This window comes from Microvirga sp. Mcv34 (genome assembly GCF_024519725.1).
GTDB lineage: Bacteria > Pseudomonadota > Alphaproteobacteria > Rhizobiales > Beijerinckiaceae > Microvirga.
The window spans coordinates 1-16129 of the sequence record NZ_JALJRK010000091.1 but is presented as its reverse complement, the minus strand read 5'-3'; the positions used below and the strand labels follow the sequence as shown (position 1 = coordinate 16129).

The window sequence follows — 16129 nt, the reverse complement described above, 5'->3', positions numbered from 1 at the left end:
GCCATCGCGTCGGCGCCCCGCCTGCGCTGGATCGGCTATCTGTCGACGGTGGGCGTCTACGGCAATGCGGACGGAGACTGGGTCGACGAGACGACGCCGCCCAACCCGGCCTCGACCCGCTCGCGCCAGCGCATCACAGCCGAACGGGAATGGCTTGCACTCGGCGAGAGCGCCTCCTTCGCCGTGCAGATCTTCAGGCTGGCGGGAATCTACGGCCCGGGCCGCAACGCCCTGGTGAAGGTCGCCGATGGCACGGCCCGACGCATCGTCAAGCCGGATCAGGTGTTCAACCGGATTCACACGGCCGATATCGCGCAGGTGCTCATGGCCTCGATCGAGCACCCGAGCCGCAATGCCGTCTACAACGTCGCCGACGACGAGCCCGGCCCGCCGCAGGACGTGATCGCCTATGCGGCCGAGCTGCTCGGCCGCGAACCGCCCCCGGAGGTGCCGTTCGACAAGGCCGACCAGACCCCCATGGCGCGCGCCTTCTACGCGGACAATAAGCGCGTGCGCAACACGCGCATCAAGACGGATCTCGGCGTGGCGCTTCGCTACCCGACCTATCGCGAGGGTTTGAAGGCCCTGCTCGAATCCGGCGGCGGAGCCCCGGAGAAGGCCTGACACCGACTCCGGCGCGGCTCATCGGGGCCGGTGAGCGGCGTCAGGATTGTTAGACTTTCGTTGCGTAAACTTTAGGCAAGGAACGTGAGGGCCACAGAGCGCCGAGGCCGCTTTTCATCTTCTTCTGGCCAATGTTCCGGCAGCCGGTGAACACAGAACCATCACCGAACCAGTTGCAAATTGGTTCGGCCTTGGGCTAGCCTTCTTTCGTTGCCGGCCATAGATACGAAACAATAGATCGTCATCTGCGGACCAGCAGCAAGATTGGTTCAACCGCAGCCGGATCTCCATGGCCCACCCCGATCCATTGCCGGATAGCTCGAATTTCGCCCTTGGGCGTCTGCGAGCCCTGCTGGAAGGCGGCTCCTTCGACAAGGAGCAGCGTCTCCCTTCGGAGCGGGTTCTGGCGGCGCAGATCGGCATCGGCCGGCGCGCCCTGCGGCGAGCCCTGGAGGTTCTCGAGGCCGAAGGGCGGATCTGGCGTCATCAGGGAAAAGGCACCTTCCTCGGCCCCCGTCCGCCGGAGCACCCGTCCGATGTCGAGGACCTGTCCCGGCGAACCAATCCGCTCGAAGTCATGGATGTGCGCCTGGAGATCGAACCGGCTCTGGCCCGACTCGCGGCCCTGCGCGCCTCGAACGGCGATATCGAGCGGCTTCTCCATCTGGCCGACAAGACCGCCTCCATGTCCGATGCCGACGGCCGTGAACTCTGGGACAGCGCCCTGCACCGTGCCATCGCGGAGGTGGCGGGCAATTCGCTTCTCCTGGCGATCTTCGACATGATCGACCGCATCCGTCAGGACGCCACCTGGCGCCTCCTGCGCGAGCGGGCCCGGTCCGGAGCGCGACAGCAGGTCTATGTGGACCAGCACCGGCGCGTGATCGCGGCCATCGCCCAGCGCGAGGCCCATGCGGCCGAACAGGCGATGCGCGAGCACCTGGAGCTGGTGCGCGACGGACTCTTGAAAGTCATGACGAGCCCCCTGCCCGACGGCAAGGATCCACAGCAAGCAATACCTGAAAACACCGAGGATCAGCGTCTCCATGGGACTTGAGGCAACGCAGCAATCGAGGACGCACCTTCACGGCCCGGGCGCCATTGGGCTCGCCGCAGAGCCGCCGCTGCTCGACGTCCAGGGGCTGTCCGTTCGCTTCGACGGCGCGCCCAAGGGCGTGAACGTCGTCGACGACGTGTCCTTCTCCGTGCGCAAGGGCAAGACCCTGTGCATCGTCGGCGAATCCGGCTGCGGCAAGAGCGTGACATCGCTCGCCCTCATGGGCCTGCTGCCGACGCCGCCGGCCCGGATCGTCTCCGGCCAGGCCCTGTTCGACGGCCGGGATCTCATGACGCTCACCGAGCGTGAGCGGGCCGACCTGCGCGGCGACCGGATGGCGATGATCTTCCAGGAGCCGATGACCTCGCTCAACCCTGCTTTCACCATCGGCGACCAGATCGCGGAGGGCATCGTCCGCCACCGCAAGGTCTCCAAGGCCGAGGCGTGGGAGCGGGCGCTCGACATGCTCAAGAAGGTGCGCATTCCCGCGCCGGAGAAGCGCCTGCGCGCCTATCCGCACGAGATGTCCGGCGGCATGCGCCAACGCGTGATGATCGCCATGGCGCTCGCCAACGATCCGCAGCTTCTGATCGCCGACGAGCCGACCACGGCCCTCGACGTGACGATCCAGGCTCAGATCCTCACGCTCATCCGCCGCCTGCAGGAGGAGACCGGCACGGCCATGATTCTCATCACCCACGATCTCGGTGTGGTGGCGGAAGTGGCCGACGAGGTCGCTGTAATGTATGCGGGGCGCGTGGTCGAGAGCGGCCCGGTCGAGGCGATCTTCGAGGATCCTCAGCATCCCTATACCATCGGTCTGATGGGCTCGGTCCCGTCGCTCGGCAAGCGCCAGGGGCGCCTCGCCACGATCCGCGGCACCGTTCCGCCGGCAGAGCTGATGCCCAAGGGCTGCCGCTTCACGCCGCGCTGCCCGTTCTCCGACAGCCACTGCGCCAACGATCCGCCGCCACTCACCGAGATCAAGCCCGGCCACCGGGCGCGCTGCTGGTATGCCCCTCTCGAGATCCACCGCGGAGCCACCCCATGAGCGTGATGCCCGACGACGACATCGTGCTCGAAGGCATCGGCCTGAAGAAGCATTTCGGCGGCGGCGGCCTTCTGTCGAAGCCGACGATCGTGCGCGCCGTCGACGGCGTGTCCCTCGCGATCCGGCGCGGCGAGACCTTCGCCATCGTGGGCGAATCCGGCTGCGGAAAGTCCACCCTCGGCCGCCTGCTGCTGCGCCTCATCGAGGCGACTGAAGGCGACGTGCGCTACGAGGGCCGCTCGATCGTGAAGCTCGACAAGGGCGAGCTGCGCAAGCTGCGGCGCGAGCTTCAGATCATCTTCCAGGACCCGTTCGCATCCCTCAACCCGCGCATGAACGTGGGCGACATCATCGCCGAGCCCATCTGGCTTCATAACCTGGCGAGTGGCCGCGCAAAGCGCGAGCGCGTGGCGGACCTCATGCGCACGGTCGGCCTGCTGCCGACCCATGCGGACCGCTACCCGCACGAGTTCTCCGGCGGCCAGCGCCAGCGCATCGGCATCGCCCGGGCGCTCGCGGGCGATCCGAAGCTGATCGTCGGCGACGAACCGGTCTCGGCGCTCGACGTGTCGATTCAGGCGCAGATCATCAACCTGCTCGAGGACCTGAAGGACCGCTTCGGCCTGACCCTCGCCATCGTGGCCCATGACCTTGCCGTCATCCGGCACATGAGCGACAGGGTCGCGGTGATGTATCTCGGCGAGATCGTGGAGCTGTCCGAGACGGACGCGCTGTTCGACAACCCGCTGCATCCCTACACCCAGGCGCTGCTCGCCGCGATCCCGAGCCCGAGCCCGACGAACCGCCAGCCGATGGCGCTGCTCCAGGGAGACGTGCCGAGCCCGGCCGCCCCGCCGCCGGGCTGCCGCTTCCACACCCGCTGCCCCCATGCCCGCGCGCTCTGCAAGGAGCAGCACCCGGTGCTCGAAGCGGCGCCGGACGGTCGGCAGGTGGCTTGCCATTTCTGGCGCGAAATCCAGGGAGCGGGCGCCGGTTCCATCAGCGCGCCGCCTCCGAGCGCGGCGCTCGCCAAGCGCCTGGCGCTCTACCGAACTTGGCGCGAACGGCAGGATAAGCCCGTCGCGACGAGCCCTTGAAAGCAAAAGACCAGATCCAGAGAACGATTGGAGGACATGGAATGAAGAAGAGACTTCTCCTTGCTTTGGCCGCAGGGCTCCTGGCGAGCACCGCCGCCTCGGCGCAGACCCTGCGCATCGGCCTGAACGAAGACCCGGACGTGCTCGATCCGCACCGTGCGCGCACCTTCGTCGGGCGCATCGTGTTCACGTCTCTGTGCAACAAGCTGGTCGACATCACGCCCGACCTGAAATTCACCCCCGAGCTGGCCACCGAGTGGAGCTGGGGCGACGACGGCAAGTCGCTCACCTTCAAGCTGCGTCCGGGCGTCAAGTTCCACGACGGCGAGCCCCTGAACGCCGCCGCCGTGAAAGCCAATCTCGACCGGGCCCGCACCCTGCCGGACTCCCTGCGCAAGAGCGAGCTGACCTCGGTGGACAATGTCGAGGCCATCGATGACCTGACCGTGAAGGTCAACCTCTCCCGCGCCGACGCGACCCTGCTCTCGCAGCTCTCCGACCGCGCCGGCATGATCATGTCGCCGAAGGCGCTCGGCAACGCCGATTTCGGCCAGAAGCCGGTCTGCTCAGGTCCCTACAAGTTTGTCGAGCGCGTCCAGAACGATCGCATCGTGCTCGAGAAGTTCGCCGATTACTGGGACGCGAAGAGCTACAACTTCGAGCGCGTCGTGTTCCAGCCCATCCCGGATACGACCGTGCGCCTCGCCAACCTGCGCTCCGGCAATCTCGACCTGATCGAGCGTCTGGCGCCGAGCGACGTTCCGGCGGTGAAGAGCGATTCCAACCTGGTCTTCGCGCCGGTCTCCGGCATCGGCTACCAGGGACTGACGATCAACACCAACAACGGCGAGCGTTCCAAGACGCCGCTCGGCCAAGACAAGCGGGTCCGGCAGGCTCTCGAACTCTCCATCGATCGCAACGTGATCAACGAAGTCGTCGGCCAAGGCATCTTCCCGCCCGCAGGCCAGCCCTTCCCGGAGGCGAGCCCCTACAACAACCCGAAGTTCAAGGCCAACGAGCGTGACGTCGCGAAGGCCAAGCAGCTCCTGAAGGAAGCGGGTGTCGACCGCGTGAAGCTCGAACTGACCTTCGGGACCAGCACCACGACCCAGCAGATCGCCGAGATCATCCAGGCCATGGCGGCCGAGACCGGCTTCGACATCTCGCTGCGCCCGACCGAGTTCGCCGCCATGCAGAAGGAAGCCCAGGCGGGTAACTTCGACGTGAACGTGATCGGCTGGTCCGGCCGCGTCGATCCGGACGGCAACATCCACCCCTTCGTCTCCTGCAAGGGCGCCCTGAACGACGGTCGCTACTGCAACGAGCAGGTCGACAAGCTCCTCAACGATGCCCGCGTCATCAACGACGAAGCCAAGCGCAAGGAGCTCTACGATGCGGCGCAGGAGATCCTGAAACAGGACCTGCCGATCATCTACACCTACTACCAGCCCTGGCCCTTCGTTCACACGAAGAAAGTCCAGAACTTCAAGCCCTATCCGGACGGCATGATCCGCCTGAAGAGCGTGAAGTTCGCCTCCTGACATAGCAAGAAACCACCGTGCCCGGCTTCACGGCCGGGCACGCCCCTGCCCTTCCTCGATACGGGTTCCACGAGCGGATGCTGCGCTACATCGGACGACGAATACTGATTGCCATCCCGACACTGATCATCGTGTCGCTGCTGGTCTTCGCCCTGCAGAAGCTCCTGCCCGGCGACCCGGTTCTCACCATGGCGGGCGAGGAGCGCGATCCGCAGGTGCTCGCTTTCTTGCGTGAAAAATATCGCCTGGACGATCCCATCCCGGTCCAGTACTTCGCCTGGATCGGCTCGGCGCTGACGGGCAATCTCGGGATTTCGCTGCGCACCGACATCCCCGTACTCGACCTGATCCTCAGCAAGCTTCCCGTGACCCTCGAGCTCGCCATCATGGCGATGATCGTCGCGCTCGCCATCGGCATCCCGGCCGGCATCATCTCGGCGGTGAGAAAGGGGACGGTCGTCGACTACACGGCCAATGTCATCGCGCTGTCGGGCCTGTCCATTCCCAACTTCTGGCTCGGCATCATGCTCATCATGCTGATCTCGGTGCGCTGGAAGCTCCTGCCCGCCTCCGGCTACGTGCCGCCGACCGAGGACCTCTGGCTCAACATCAAGACCATGCTCATGCCGGCCTTCGTGCTCGGCACCGGCCTCGCGGCGAGCCTGATGCGCCATACCCGCAGCGCCATGCTCGGCGTCATGCGCTCCGACTACATCCGCACCGCCCGCGCCAAGGGGCTTTTGTCCAGGAAGGTCATCCTGAAGCACGCCCTGCGCAACGCGCTCGTGCCGATCGTGACCCTGTCCACCCTGCTCTTCGGCGAGCTTCTCGCCGGCGCCGTGCTCACGGAGCAGATCTTCACCATTCCGGGCTTCGGCAAGCTTATCGTCGACGCGGTCTTCAACCGCGACTACGCGGTGGTGCAGGGCGTCGTCCTGTGCACGGCGGTCGGCTTCATCTTCATGAACCTGCTGGCCGACGTCCTTTACGTTCTCGTCAATCCCCGCCTGAGGCACGCCGCATGACCGCCACAGCCGTTATCGCCGATGAGGTCGCGCTGCCCAAGAAGCGCAGCCGCGTCCTCGCCAAGTTCCTGAAGAACAAGAGCGCCATCCTCGGCGGCGCCATCGTGCTGTTCTTCGTTCTGGTCGCCCTCATTGGCCCCTATTTCGCCCCATACGATCCGGTCAAGCCGAGCTTCACCAGCATTCGCAAGGCACCCTCGGCCCTGTTCTGGTTCGGCACCGACGAACTTGGACGCGACCTTCTCTCCCGCATGCTCTGGGGCGCTCGCGCGTCCATCATGGCCGGCGTGGTGTCGGTCACCATTGCCATCGTGCTCGGCGTGCCGTTCGGCCTCGTGTCGGGCTATTTCGGCGGCTGGGTCGATGCCGCGATCTCGCGCGCCACCGATGCCATGCTGGCGATCCCCTTCCTGATCTTCGCCATCGCGCTGGCCGCCTTCCTCGGACCGAGCCTCACCAACGCGATGATCGCCATCGGTCTCTCGGCCATGCCGATCTTCATCCGCCTCACCCGCGGGCAGGTGCTGACCGTCAAGGCGGAAGACTATGTGGAAGGCGCGCGCGCCATCGGTCTGCCCGACTTCTGGATCCTGGTGCGCTACGTGTTCCCGAACGTCCTGCCGCCGATCCTGGTCCAGGGCACGCTCACCATCGCGACCGCGATCATCGCGGAAGCGAGCCTCTCGTTCCTCGGCCTCGGCCAGCAGCCCCCGAACCCCTCCTGGGGCTCCATGCTCAACACCGCCAAGAACTTCATGGATCAGGCTCCCTGGATGTCGATCTTCCCGGGCACCGCGATCTTCCTGATCGTTCTCGGCTTCAATCTCCTCGGCGATGGCCTGCGCGACGCGCTCGACCCCCGCGAACAATAATCACGACGCAACTTCGGATAAGACATCATGTTTACGACCCGGCCAGAGATCCTCGGCACCTTCGGCATCGTCACCTCGACACATTGGCTCGCGTCCGCCGCGGGCATGTCCATGCTGGAAAAGGGCGGCAATGCCTTCGACGCCTGCGTGGCTTCCGCGTTCGTGCTGCAGGTCGTCGAACCGCATCTGGTGGGCCCCTCGGGCGAAGTGCCGGCGGTGTTCTACTCGGCCAAGACCAAGAAGGTCGAAGTGCTCTGTGGCCAGGGCACGGCTCCACAGGGCGCCACCATCGCGCATTATAAGAACGAAGGCCTCAAGCTCATTCCCGGCAACGGCCTGCTCTCCACCGTGGTGCCAGGCGCCTTCGACGCCTGGATGCTGCTCCTGCGCGACCATGGCATGCTCTCGCTCAGGGAGGTGCTGGAGCCCGCGATCTACTACGCCGAGCAGGGCCATCCCCTGCTGCCGCGCGTGGCGGACACCATCAAGGGCCTGAAGGAGTTCTTCGAGACGGAATGGCCGACCTCGGCGGCCGTCTTCATGCCCGGCGGCGAGGTACCGAAGCCTCGCCAGCTCTTCCGCAACCCACAGCTTGCCGACACCTGGAAGCGCATCATCCGAGAAGGTGAGGCCAAGGGCGGCGACCGCGAGGCTCAGATCGAAGGGGCACGCAACGCGTTCTACAAGGGCTTCGTGGCCGAGGCCATCGACGCCTTCGTGCGCAAGACGGAGGCCATGGACCAGAGCGGCGCGCGCCATCGCGGCGTGCTGACCGGCGACGACATGGCGAAGTGGTCCGCGAGCTACGACGCGCCGCAGACCTACGACTACCACAATTACCGGGTGAACAAGATTCGCCCCTGGGGCCAGGGCCCGGTGTTCCTCCAGACGCTGGCGCTCCTGAAGGGCTTCGACATCGCCGCCATGGGCCCGACCAGCGCCGAGTTCGTCCATCTCCTCACCGAAGCCAAGAAGCTCGCCTTCGCCGACCGCGAGGCCTATTACGGCGATCCGGATTTCGTGGACGTACCGATCGAGACCCTGCTGTCGGATGCCTATAACGACGAGCGCCGCAAGCTCATCACGGACAAGGCCTCGTTCGAGCTGCGCCCCGGTCGCATCGAAGGCTACGAGACCCAGGTGGAGCGCACTCTCGAGGCCCTGCGCGACCTTTCGACTACGAACCGCGAAGTGACGGGCGGCGAGCCGACGCTGGCATCCATGCGCTCCGCGCGCCGCGGCGACACGGTGCATATCGACGTGGTGGACCGCTTCGGCAACATGATCGCCGCCATGCCGTCCGGCGGCTGGCTGCAATCCTCGCCGGTCATCCCGGAATTGGGCTTCATGCTCAACTCGCGCGCCCAGATGTTCTGGCTCGAGGAGGGCCTGCCGGCGAGCCTCGCGCCGGGCAAGCGTCCGCGCACGACGCTCACCCCGACCCTCGCGGAGAAGGATGGGGAGCCCTACATGGTCTTCGGCTCTCCGGGCGGCGACCAGCAGGAGCAGTGGCAGCTTCTCCTGTTCCTGCGCCATGCCCATCACGGCCTGAACCTGCAGGAGGCCATCGACCTGCCAATGTCGCACACGGCGCATTTCCCCTCCTCGTTCTACCCGCGCGAGCAGAAGCCCGGCCACCTCATGGCCGAGGAGACCTACGGCGCGGAGGTGCTGGACAATCTGCGGGCGCGCGGCCACGAGGTCGAGGTCGCGCCCGCCTGGACGGTCGGACGTCTCGTTGCGGCGAGCCGCGACAAGGACGGCCTGCTGCACGGCGCCGCCACGCCGCGTCTGATGCAGGCCTATGCGGTCGGTCGCTGAGGAAGGCCCATCATGACCTGGTCGATCATCGCCAAGGACCCCGAGACCGGCGCCTTCGGCGTCGCCGTCACCACCAAGTTCTTCGCCGTGGGAGCACTCTGCCCCCACGGCGCGGCACGGATCGGGGCTCTCGCCACGCAGGCCCTCGTCAATCCCCTCTATGGCACGGACGGCATCCGTCTTCTGGCTGAGGGAAGAAGTGCCGAGGAGATCGTCACGATCCTCACGGCCCAGGATCCCGGCCGCGGCTCGCGACAGCTCCATGTGATCGACCGGGACGGCCGCACGGCCGCCCATACAGGTGTAGACTGTATCGACTGGTGCGGGCATATCACCGACGTGGGCGTCTCGGTCGCGGGCAACATGCTGGCCGGGTCGAGCGTGATCGAGGCGACGCTCGACACCTACAAGCGGCGCGCGGACCTGCCCTTCGCGGATCGTCTCATGACGGCACTCGACGCCGGTCAGGCCGAGGGCGGCGACAAGCGCGGTAAGCAATCCGCCGCCATCAAGGTCTGGCACGACGAGCCCTATCCCATGCTCGACCTGCGCGTGGACGATCATGCGGAGCCGCTGGACGAGCTGCGACGGCTCTACGGCGTGGCTCATGAACGCTTCCTCGCCTTCATGGACGCCATGGCGACGCGTGCCAATCCCGGCGGCATCACGGACCGATCCTGGATCGACCAGAGGGCCCGCGAGTACCAGGAGAAGCACGCGGGACGCGCCTCAAGCTAGGTGCCCCCTGCCATAGTGCAACTTGCCGCTGGGCCGAAAAGACCCTACGCCGATCTGCTTCCCTCCGATGGACCTTCCGATGTTTGGCATTCCCCTGTTCGATCTCGCCTGGCTCGTGGTCGCGCTCCTGGCGGCCGGCGCGATCACCGGCCTGCTGGCCGGCGTGTTCGGCGTCGGCGGCGGCGCGGTCGCCGTGCCGATCCTCTACGAGCTCTTCCGTATCCTGGAGGTCCCCGAGGAGGTGCGCATGCCGCTCTGCGTCGGCACCTCGCTCGCCATCATCATCCCGACGTCGCTGCGCTCGTTCTCGGCCCACAAGGCCAAGGGCGCCGTCGACATGAGCATCCTGCGGGTGTGGGCCGTGCCGGTGGTCCTCGGCGTCGGCCTCGGCAGCATCATCGCCCGCTATGCCCCGGCCGACCTGTTCAAGACCGTGTTCGTCGTGGTGGCCGGCATCTCGGCCATCCGCCTCCTCTTCGGCAAGGATACCTGGCGCTTCGGCCTCGACATGCCGGCGAAGCCCATCATGGTGGCCTATGGCGGGCTCATCGGCATCCTCTCGGCCCTCATGGGCATCGGCGGCGGCCAACTCTCCAACCTGTTCATGACCTTCTACAACCGCCCGATCCATCAGGCGGTGGCGACCTCATCAGGCCTCGGCATCCTGATCTCCATCCCGGGCGCCATCGGCTACATCTATGCCGGCTGGCCGCACATGGCCGATTATCCGAACGTGATCGCCTTCCAGCCACCGCTGGCCCTGGGCTATGTCTCGCTGCTTGGCTTTCTGCTGTTCATCCCCACCAGCACCTGGATGGCGCCGGTCGGCGCGCGCCTCGCCCACCGTCTCTCTAAACGGCGACTCGAAGTGGCCTTCGGCATCTTCCTCCTGCTCGTCTGCGCCCGCTTCTTCGTCAGCCTTCTGGCCTGACGCCACCCGAGGCTTTAGGCTGTGCCTCACAACCGGAGGCACGGCTATGGCTCACTCCACGATGGGACCTCTCCACGCCTTTCTCGCCGGCACCGCACGCGACGGTCGGGGACGCTTCGCGGCCGAGGTCCTGGGCTTCTCCGACGAGCGGCTGGAAGAGGTGCACGACTATATCCAGTGGCTGTTCCCGCTTCCGACCCGCAGCGCCGCCCAGCCGGGAGCCCCGGTTCTGACGCAGGCCGAGATCAACGCGATCAGGATGGATCAGGCGGCCCAGGAGACCCTTGCGCGAGCGACCGACAGGATGCTCCGGTTCTACAGCGATACATCCTGGTGGCTGACCGGGTACGATCACAACCACCTGCGCATCACCCGCATCATTCACAGCCTGAGGCTCCTGACCGGCCCGGACGAGGCGCGACGCTTCCATGAGGCGATCCTCGCCCTGAACGACGCCGCGGGATCGCCCGTCAATGCTCGCAGCCGCACGTTCTGGGCGGACGCGGCAGGCGCCTGACGTCAGAGCTGTTTCCACTTCGCCGAACGATACTCTAGGCGAACTGCGCCTCGCTCAGCCGCCGGTAGATGCCATCGCGGGCGAGGAGCTCCCTGTGGCTCCCCTGCTCGGCGATGATACCGTGGTCGATGACGGCGATCCGGTCGGCATTCACGATGGTGGCGAGGCGATGAGCGATCACAAGCGTTGTGCGTCCCTGCGACAGCTCGGCGAGGGCCTGCTGGATCGCCCGCTCCGTCTCCGTATCGAGGGCCGACGTCGCCTCGTCGAGGATCAGGATCGGCGGGTTCTTGAGGAAGATGCGCGCGATAGCGAGGCGCTGCTTCTGTCCTCCGGAGAGCTTGACGCCGCGCTCTCCGATCACCGTATCCAGCCCGGCCGGAAGGGAGGCGATGACCTCGTCGAGCCGGGCCCGGCGTGCCGCTTCCAGGATCTCGGCATCCGCGGCCTCGAGCCGGCCATAGGCGATGTTCTCGCGGATCGTGCCGGCGAACAGGAACACATCCTGCTGCACGATGCCGATCTGGCTGCGCAGGGAGCGGAGCGTCATGTCGCGGATATCGATTCCGTCGATGGTGATGGATCCGCCGTCGACCTCGTAGAAGCGAGGCAGCAGGGAGCAGATCGTGGTCTTGCCCGCTCCGGACGGGCCGACGAAGGCGATGGTTTCGCCGGCGCGGATCGTCAGGTCCAGCCCCTTGAGGATGGGCCGCTCCGAGGCATAGCCGAATTGCACGTTCTGGTACGCGATGTCGCCCCTGAGCTTGCCCGCGTCCCGCGCGCCTGCACGATCGGCGATATCGGGACGGGTGTCGAGGAAGGTCATGTATCGCCTGAAACCGGCAATACCCTTGGGATAGGTCTCGATGACCGAGTTGATCTTCTCGATGGGCCGGAAGAAGACGCCTACGAGCAGCAGGAAGCCGACGAAGCCGCCCGCGCTGAGCTCGCCCTTGATCACCAGATAACTGCCCGCCACCATGACGACCATCTGGATCAGGCGCATGCTCAGATAGCTGAGCGAGGTCGAGGCCGCCATGATGCGGTAGGCCTCCAGCTTCGTCTTGCGGTAGCCCTGGTTGTCGACGGCGAACAGGCGCCGCTCGTGATCCTCGTTGGCGAAGGCCTGGACGACGCGGATCCCGCCGACATTCTCCTCGATGCGCGCGTTGAAATCCCCCACCTTGCCGTAGAGAGCCTGCCAGTTGCGGGTCATGCGGCCGCCGTACCGGGTCGTCAGCCACGCGGTGAGCGGCACCACGAGAGCGGTGATCACGGCAAGCTGCACATTGACCGTGAACATCAGGATGAACGCGCCCACGAGCGTCATCAAGGCGATGAAGAGATCCTCGGGCCCGTGATGGGCGACCTCGCCGATCTCCTCCAGGTCCTTGGTGAGACGCGCAACGAGGTGTCCCGTCTTCTGGTTGTCGAAGAAGCCGAAGGAGAGTTTCTGGAGATGGTCGAAGGCCTTGCGTCGCATCTCGGTCTCGATGTTGATGCCGAGCATGTGCCCCCAATAGGTCACGGTGGCCATCAGGCCCGCATTGAGGACGTAGATTGCGAGCAGCAGCGTCGAGGCGAGCGTGATCAGCCCCCATTGGCCGGTGGGGAGCAGCGTGTCGATGAACAGCTTGACGGCGATCGGGAAGCCGAGCTCCAGCAGCCCCGAAGCGACCGCGCAGGAGAAGTCGAGCACGAACAGGCCGCGATGCGGCCGGTAATAGGCGAAGAACCGTTTGAGCAGGGGGCGCATGACAGAGGAAGTACGTCCGGCCGCCGCCGAGGGCAAGCCGGGCTGAGGCTAAGGGGTCAACGGACGAAGCTGACGGGCTTTCCGGTGGAGGGATGGGCCATGACATCCATGGCGATGCCGTAGATGGCCTGGAGCCGAGGCGGCGTGACGATCTCGTCAGGCGTCCCGCGGGCGATCAGCCGCCCCGCCTGAAGGGCCAGGATCTCGTCGCAGAATCGCGCCGCCATGTTGACGTCGTGCAGGACCACGACGACTCCGAGTCCGCGCTCGCGGGAGAGGCGCTGGACGAGTGCCAGAACCTCCACCTGATGGGCGACGTCGAGCGCCGAGATCGGCTCATCGAGGAGCAGGAATCGGGCATCCTGCGCCACCAGCATGGCGAGCCACACCCGCTGGCGCTCGCCCCCGGAGAGCGTCTCCACGAGGCGGTCGGCGAAGGACTCCACATCGGCGAGAGCCATGGCCTCCCTCACCTTCTCCCGGTCGACCGGTCTGACGCGTCCCAATGGGCCGTGCCAGGGATAGCGGCCGAGCGCCACGAGTTCCTTGACGAGCATCCCGGAGGCGGGCGGCGTCTGCTGCGGCAGATAGGCGACACGCCTCGCGAAGGGCCGCACGCCCCAGGTGGACAGGGCCCTTCCTTCGAACGCGACCGTGCCGCCGCTCGCCGGCTGCTGGCGGGCCAGCAGCTTGACGAGGGTCGACTTTCCCGAGCCGTTATGGCCGATCAGCCCGATCACGCGCCCTCCGGGCAGAGTCAGGCTGAGCGGATGCAGCAAAGTCCGCTCGGGAATCGCGAAGCTCGCATCCGTCAGCTCGAACAGAGGAACATCCAGTGCGGTCACAGGCTTCGGCACGAGCGTGAGGGCGCCGCCCCGGGACGGCGCTGCTGTCGTCACCACTTGTAGCTCGCCTTCAGGGTCGCGACGCGGCCGGCGCCGTAGTTGCAGGTATATTGAGTGTCGCAGGACGAGACATATTCGTTGTCGAACAGGTTGTTGACGTTCAGCGCCAGGGTGAAGTTGTCGCGCGTGTAGCGGATGGCGGCATCGAACACGGTAGCGGCAGGCACCTTCAGGGTGTTCTCGTTGTCGACATAGGAGAAGCCGACATAGCGGACGCCCGCGCCAAAACCCAGACCTCTGAACGTGCCGTCCTGGATCGTGTAGTCGAGCCAGCCCGAAGCCAGGATCTCCGGCACCACGTTGGGACGCTTTCCGACCAGCAGAGGATTGGAATCCTCGGTGATCTCGATGTCGTAGGCGGTGAAGGCCGCCACGGCCTTCAGGCCCGCCGTGATGTTGGCCTGAGCCTCGAACTCGAAGCCGCGCGAGCGCACCTCGCCCAGCTGCGCCTCGAAGAAGAGATGCTGGGGATCCGACGTGAGGACGTTCTGGCGGGTGAGGTCGAACAACGAGGCGGTGATCAGCCCGTCGAAGAAGGTCGGCTTGTACTTGACGCCAATTTCGTACTGCCGGCCGATCTCGGGCTCGAATCCCTCGCCGAAGAAATCGGCGCCGATGAGCGGGTTGAAGGAGCGCGAAACCGCCACATAGGGCGTCAGGCCGTTGGCGATTTCGTAGCCCAGTCCCAGGCGTCCGCTGAACTCGCCGTTCTCTTCGCGGAAATTCGCTGCGCCGACCGTGTCGGTGCTCTCCGTGGAGACACGGTCGTAGCGCCCGTTCAACGTCGCGATCCAGCCGCCGTAGCGGATCTGGTCCTGAGCATAGAATCCGACCTGGTTCATGGTCAGGTTCTGATCGAGATACGGGACCGATGGCCCCTGCGGCACGCCGTAGATCGGATTGACGGGGCTGATCGGCGTCCCGCCGCCGGACGCCTGGACGTGGTCGATATTGTAGTACTTGTAGTCCAGGCCGAGGAGCAGCGTGTGATCGAGCGGCCCCGTGCCGAACTTCGCTTCCGCCTGATTATCGATGGACAGCGTGTTCACCACCGTGTGGTGATCGAACCCGATGCGATAGAGCAGGAAGTTCGGCGCGACGGGTACGGGTCCCGGGAATCCGGTCGCGGGATCGAGATAGCCGTAAGGATAAGGCCCGCGCTCCTTCGAATTCGTGTGCGCGTAGCGGAAGTTCTGCTTGAGGGTCCAAACATCGCTGACCGCGTGCTCGAACTCGTAGCCGATCATCGCCTGGTCGCGACGGTAGAGATCGATCTCGGGTTCGCTGTAGTAGAAGCGGCGCGAGATGCGCCCGTACGGCGCGGGGACGACCGTGCCGACATAGGGCAGGAAACCGCCCGTGTGCATGAGATCCATGTTCTGGTAGGAGGCGAGCACGGTGAGTGCTGTGCCCGCGTCGGGCCGGAACGTGAGGGCCGGCGCAATCACGCCGCGGAAATCGTCCGCATTGTCTGTCTCCCAGCCGCCGCCAGGGACTTTTCCGGTCAGGCGGTAGGACCAGATCATGTCCTTGTCGAGCGCACCGCCGAAATCGAATGCCGCGTAGCCATTGCCCCATGAGTTGATGCCCGTCTCCACGTAGCGCAGCGGCTCGGTCGTCGGACGCTTGCTCACGAGATTGACGAGACCGCCGATGGACGAGCCGCCATAGAGAGCCGCGGACGGCCCCTTGAGCACTTCGATGCGCTCGAGAACGAACGGGTCGATGTAGAACCCGCCGAAAGCATATTGATAGAGCGGCAGGCTGTTCAGGAAGACGCCAGTCTGCCCGGCATCGAAGCCGCGGATAAAGAACCAGTCGGTGTCGGAATCCAGTCCATAGGGCTGCGCGAAGACGCCGGACGTGTAGCGCAGCGCCTCGTCGACCTTCTGGACCTGGCGATCCTCGAGCTCTTCACGGCCGATCACCGAAACCGATTGCGGGATCTCCTCGATGGGCGTGTCGGTCTTGGAGCCGGTGGCCGTGCGGTTGGGAACATAGCCGTTCACTGGCCCGGTTGCGCCGCCGCCCTGCCCTTCCACGGTGACCGTCTCCAGGGCGATCTCACCCGACGCAGGCTGCGCCTGAGCCAGCGCAGACCCGCCCGATGCCACCATCACAGTGAGCGAGACGAGGCTCGACGGATTCAAGCAGTCGTCGCAACACGTATTCTGTTGCCCTCCCGCAGCCACTC

The 16129-nt window shown here is 65.8% G+C and carries 14 protein-coding genes; 11 read left to right on the top strand and 3 right to left on the bottom strand.

Going from position 1 to position 16129, the window contains the following annotated elements:
• The 11 genes from OC446_RS25835 to OC446_RS25785 all read left to right on the top strand — a co-directional run.
• Positions 1 to 624 (top strand): NAD-dependent epimerase/dehydratase family protein (locus OC446_RS25835; RefSeq protein WP_262031864.1); only part of this gene is annotated, 624 nt, incomplete at its 5' end.
• Positions 625 to 913: 289 nt separating this feature from the next.
• The gene (locus tag OC446_RS25830) at positions 914 to 1681 is read left to right on the top strand and encodes a FadR/GntR family transcriptional regulator (RefSeq protein ID WP_262031863.1); all 768 of its coding nucleotides are present in this window, start codon (positions 914 to 916) and stop codon (positions 1679 to 1681) included.
• Positions 1671 to 2732, top strand: a complete 1062-nt coding sequence (locus OC446_RS25825; RefSeq protein WP_262031862.1) for an ABC transporter ATP-binding protein — start codon at positions 1671 to 1673, stop codon at positions 2730 to 2732. Before OC446_RS25830 ends, OC446_RS25825 begins: the two co-directional genes overlap by 11 nt.
• Positions 2729 to 3829 carry an ABC transporter ATP-binding protein gene (locus OC446_RS25820; protein WP_262031861.1) on the top strand — a complete coding sequence of 367 codons (1101 nt, stop codon included), beginning with the start codon at positions 2729 to 2731 and terminating at the stop codon, positions 3827 to 3829. The genes OC446_RS25825 and OC446_RS25820 overlap by 4 nt, the downstream gene beginning before the upstream one ends.
• Before the next feature lie 41 nt (positions 3830 to 3870).
• A complete protein-coding gene (locus OC446_RS25815) occupies positions 3871 to 5370 on the top strand; it encodes an ABC transporter substrate-binding protein (RefSeq protein ID WP_262031860.1) in 1500 nt (499 codons plus the stop codon).
• A gap of 77 nt (positions 5371 to 5447) precedes the next feature.
• Positions 5448 to 6395, top strand: a complete 948-nt coding sequence (locus OC446_RS25810) for an ABC transporter permease (RefSeq protein ID WP_262031866.1) — start codon at positions 5448 to 5450, stop codon at positions 6393 to 6395.
• Positions 6392 to 7267, top strand: coding sequence for an ABC transporter permease (locus OC446_RS25805; protein WP_262031859.1), 876 nt, complete (start codon positions 6392 to 6394; stop codon positions 7265 to 7267). The genes OC446_RS25810 and OC446_RS25805 overlap by 4 nt, the downstream gene beginning before the upstream one ends.
• Before the next feature lie 27 nt (positions 7268 to 7294).
• Positions 7295 to 9088 carry a gamma-glutamyltransferase family protein gene (locus tag OC446_RS25800; RefSeq protein WP_262031858.1) on the top strand — a complete coding sequence of 598 codons (1794 nt, stop codon included), beginning with the start codon at positions 7295 to 7297 and terminating at the stop codon, positions 9086 to 9088.
• 12 nt (positions 9089 to 9100) lie between these two features.
• Positions 9101 to 9826: a DUF1028 domain-containing protein gene (locus tag OC446_RS25795; RefSeq protein ID WP_262031857.1), complete on the top strand. Its 726-nt coding sequence runs from the start codon at positions 9101 to 9103 to the stop codon at positions 9824 to 9826.
• A 79-nt stretch (positions 9827 to 9905) separates the two neighbouring features.
• Positions 9906 to 10757 carry a sulfite exporter TauE/SafE family protein gene (locus OC446_RS25790; protein WP_262031856.1) on the top strand — a complete coding sequence of 284 codons (852 nt, stop codon included), beginning with the start codon at positions 9906 to 9908 and terminating at the stop codon, positions 10755 to 10757.
• Between the two features lie 46 nt (positions 10758 to 10803).
• Positions 10804 to 11274 carry an opioid growth factor receptor-related protein gene (locus OC446_RS25785; RefSeq protein ID WP_262031855.1) on the top strand — a complete coding sequence of 157 codons (471 nt, stop codon included), beginning with the start codon at positions 10804 to 10806 and terminating at the stop codon, positions 11272 to 11274.
• A 34-nt stretch (positions 11275 to 11308) separates the two neighbouring features.
• Here the strand turns inward: OC446_RS25785 and OC446_RS25780 are convergent, their stop codons facing one another.
• The 3 genes from OC446_RS25780 to OC446_RS25770 are packed head-to-tail and all read right to left on the bottom strand — an operon-like array spanning position 11309 to position 16052.
• Positions 11309 to 13030 carry an ABC transporter ATP-binding protein gene (locus OC446_RS25780; RefSeq protein WP_262031854.1) on the bottom strand — a complete coding sequence of 574 codons (1722 nt, stop codon included), beginning with the start codon at positions 13028 to 13030 and terminating at the stop codon, positions 11309 to 11311.
• A gap of 56 nt (positions 13031 to 13086) precedes the next feature.
• Complete coding sequence (locus OC446_RS25775) at positions 13087 to 13887, bottom strand: ATP-binding cassette domain-containing protein (RefSeq protein ID WP_410055144.1); 801 nt, start codon at positions 13885 to 13887, stop codon at positions 13087 to 13089.
• A 38-nt stretch (positions 13888 to 13925) separates the two neighbouring features.
• The gene (locus OC446_RS25770) at positions 13926 to 16052 is read right to left on the bottom strand and encodes a TonB-dependent siderophore receptor (protein WP_410055143.1); all 2127 of its coding nucleotides are present in this window, start codon (positions 16050 to 16052) and stop codon (positions 13926 to 13928) included.
• Positions 16053 to 16129 lie beyond the last annotated feature (77 nt).

Excerpts from the sequence above, each read along its gene's own strand:
- OC446_RS25830 (WP_262031863.1), top strand. The coding sequence starts at position 914 with ATGGCCCACCCCGATCCATTGCCGGATAGCTCGAATTTCGCCCTTGGG.
- OC446_RS25825 (WP_262031862.1), top strand. The coding sequence starts at position 1,671 with ATGGGACTTGAGGCAACGCAGCAATCGAGGACGCACCTTCACGGCCCG.
- OC446_RS25820 (WP_262031861.1), top strand. The coding sequence starts at position 2,729 with ATGAGCGTGATGCCCGACGACGACATCGTGCTCGAAGGCATCGGCCTG.
- OC446_RS25815 (WP_262031860.1), top strand. The coding sequence starts at position 3,871 with ATGAAGAAGAGACTTCTCCTTGCTTTGGCCGCAGGGCTCCTGGCGAGC.
- OC446_RS25810 (WP_262031866.1), top strand. The coding sequence starts at position 5,448 with ATGCTGCGCTACATCGGACGACGAATACTGATTGCCATCCCGACACTG.
- OC446_RS25805 (WP_262031859.1), top strand. The coding sequence starts at position 6,392 with ATGACCGCCACAGCCGTTATCGCCGATGAGGTCGCGCTGCCCAAGAAG.
- OC446_RS25800 (WP_262031858.1), top strand. The coding sequence starts at position 7,295 with ATGTTTACGACCCGGCCAGAGATCCTCGGCACCTTCGGCATCGTCACC.
- OC446_RS25795 (WP_262031857.1), top strand. The coding sequence starts at position 9,101 with ATGACCTGGTCGATCATCGCCAAGGACCCCGAGACCGGCGCCTTCGGC.
- OC446_RS25790 (WP_262031856.1), top strand. The coding sequence starts at position 9,906 with ATGTTTGGCATTCCCCTGTTCGATCTCGCCTGGCTCGTGGTCGCGCTC.
- OC446_RS25785 (WP_262031855.1), top strand. The coding sequence starts at position 10,804 with ATGGCTCACTCCACGATGGGACCTCTCCACGCCTTTCTCGCCGGCACC.
- OC446_RS25780 (WP_262031854.1), bottom strand. The coding sequence starts at position 13,030 with ATGCGCCCCCTGCTCAAACGGTTCTTCGCCTATTACCGGCCGCATCGC.
- OC446_RS25770 (WP_410055143.1), bottom strand. The coding sequence starts at position 16,052 with ATGGTGGCATCGGGCGGGTCTGCGCTGGCTCAGGCGCAGCCTGCGTCG.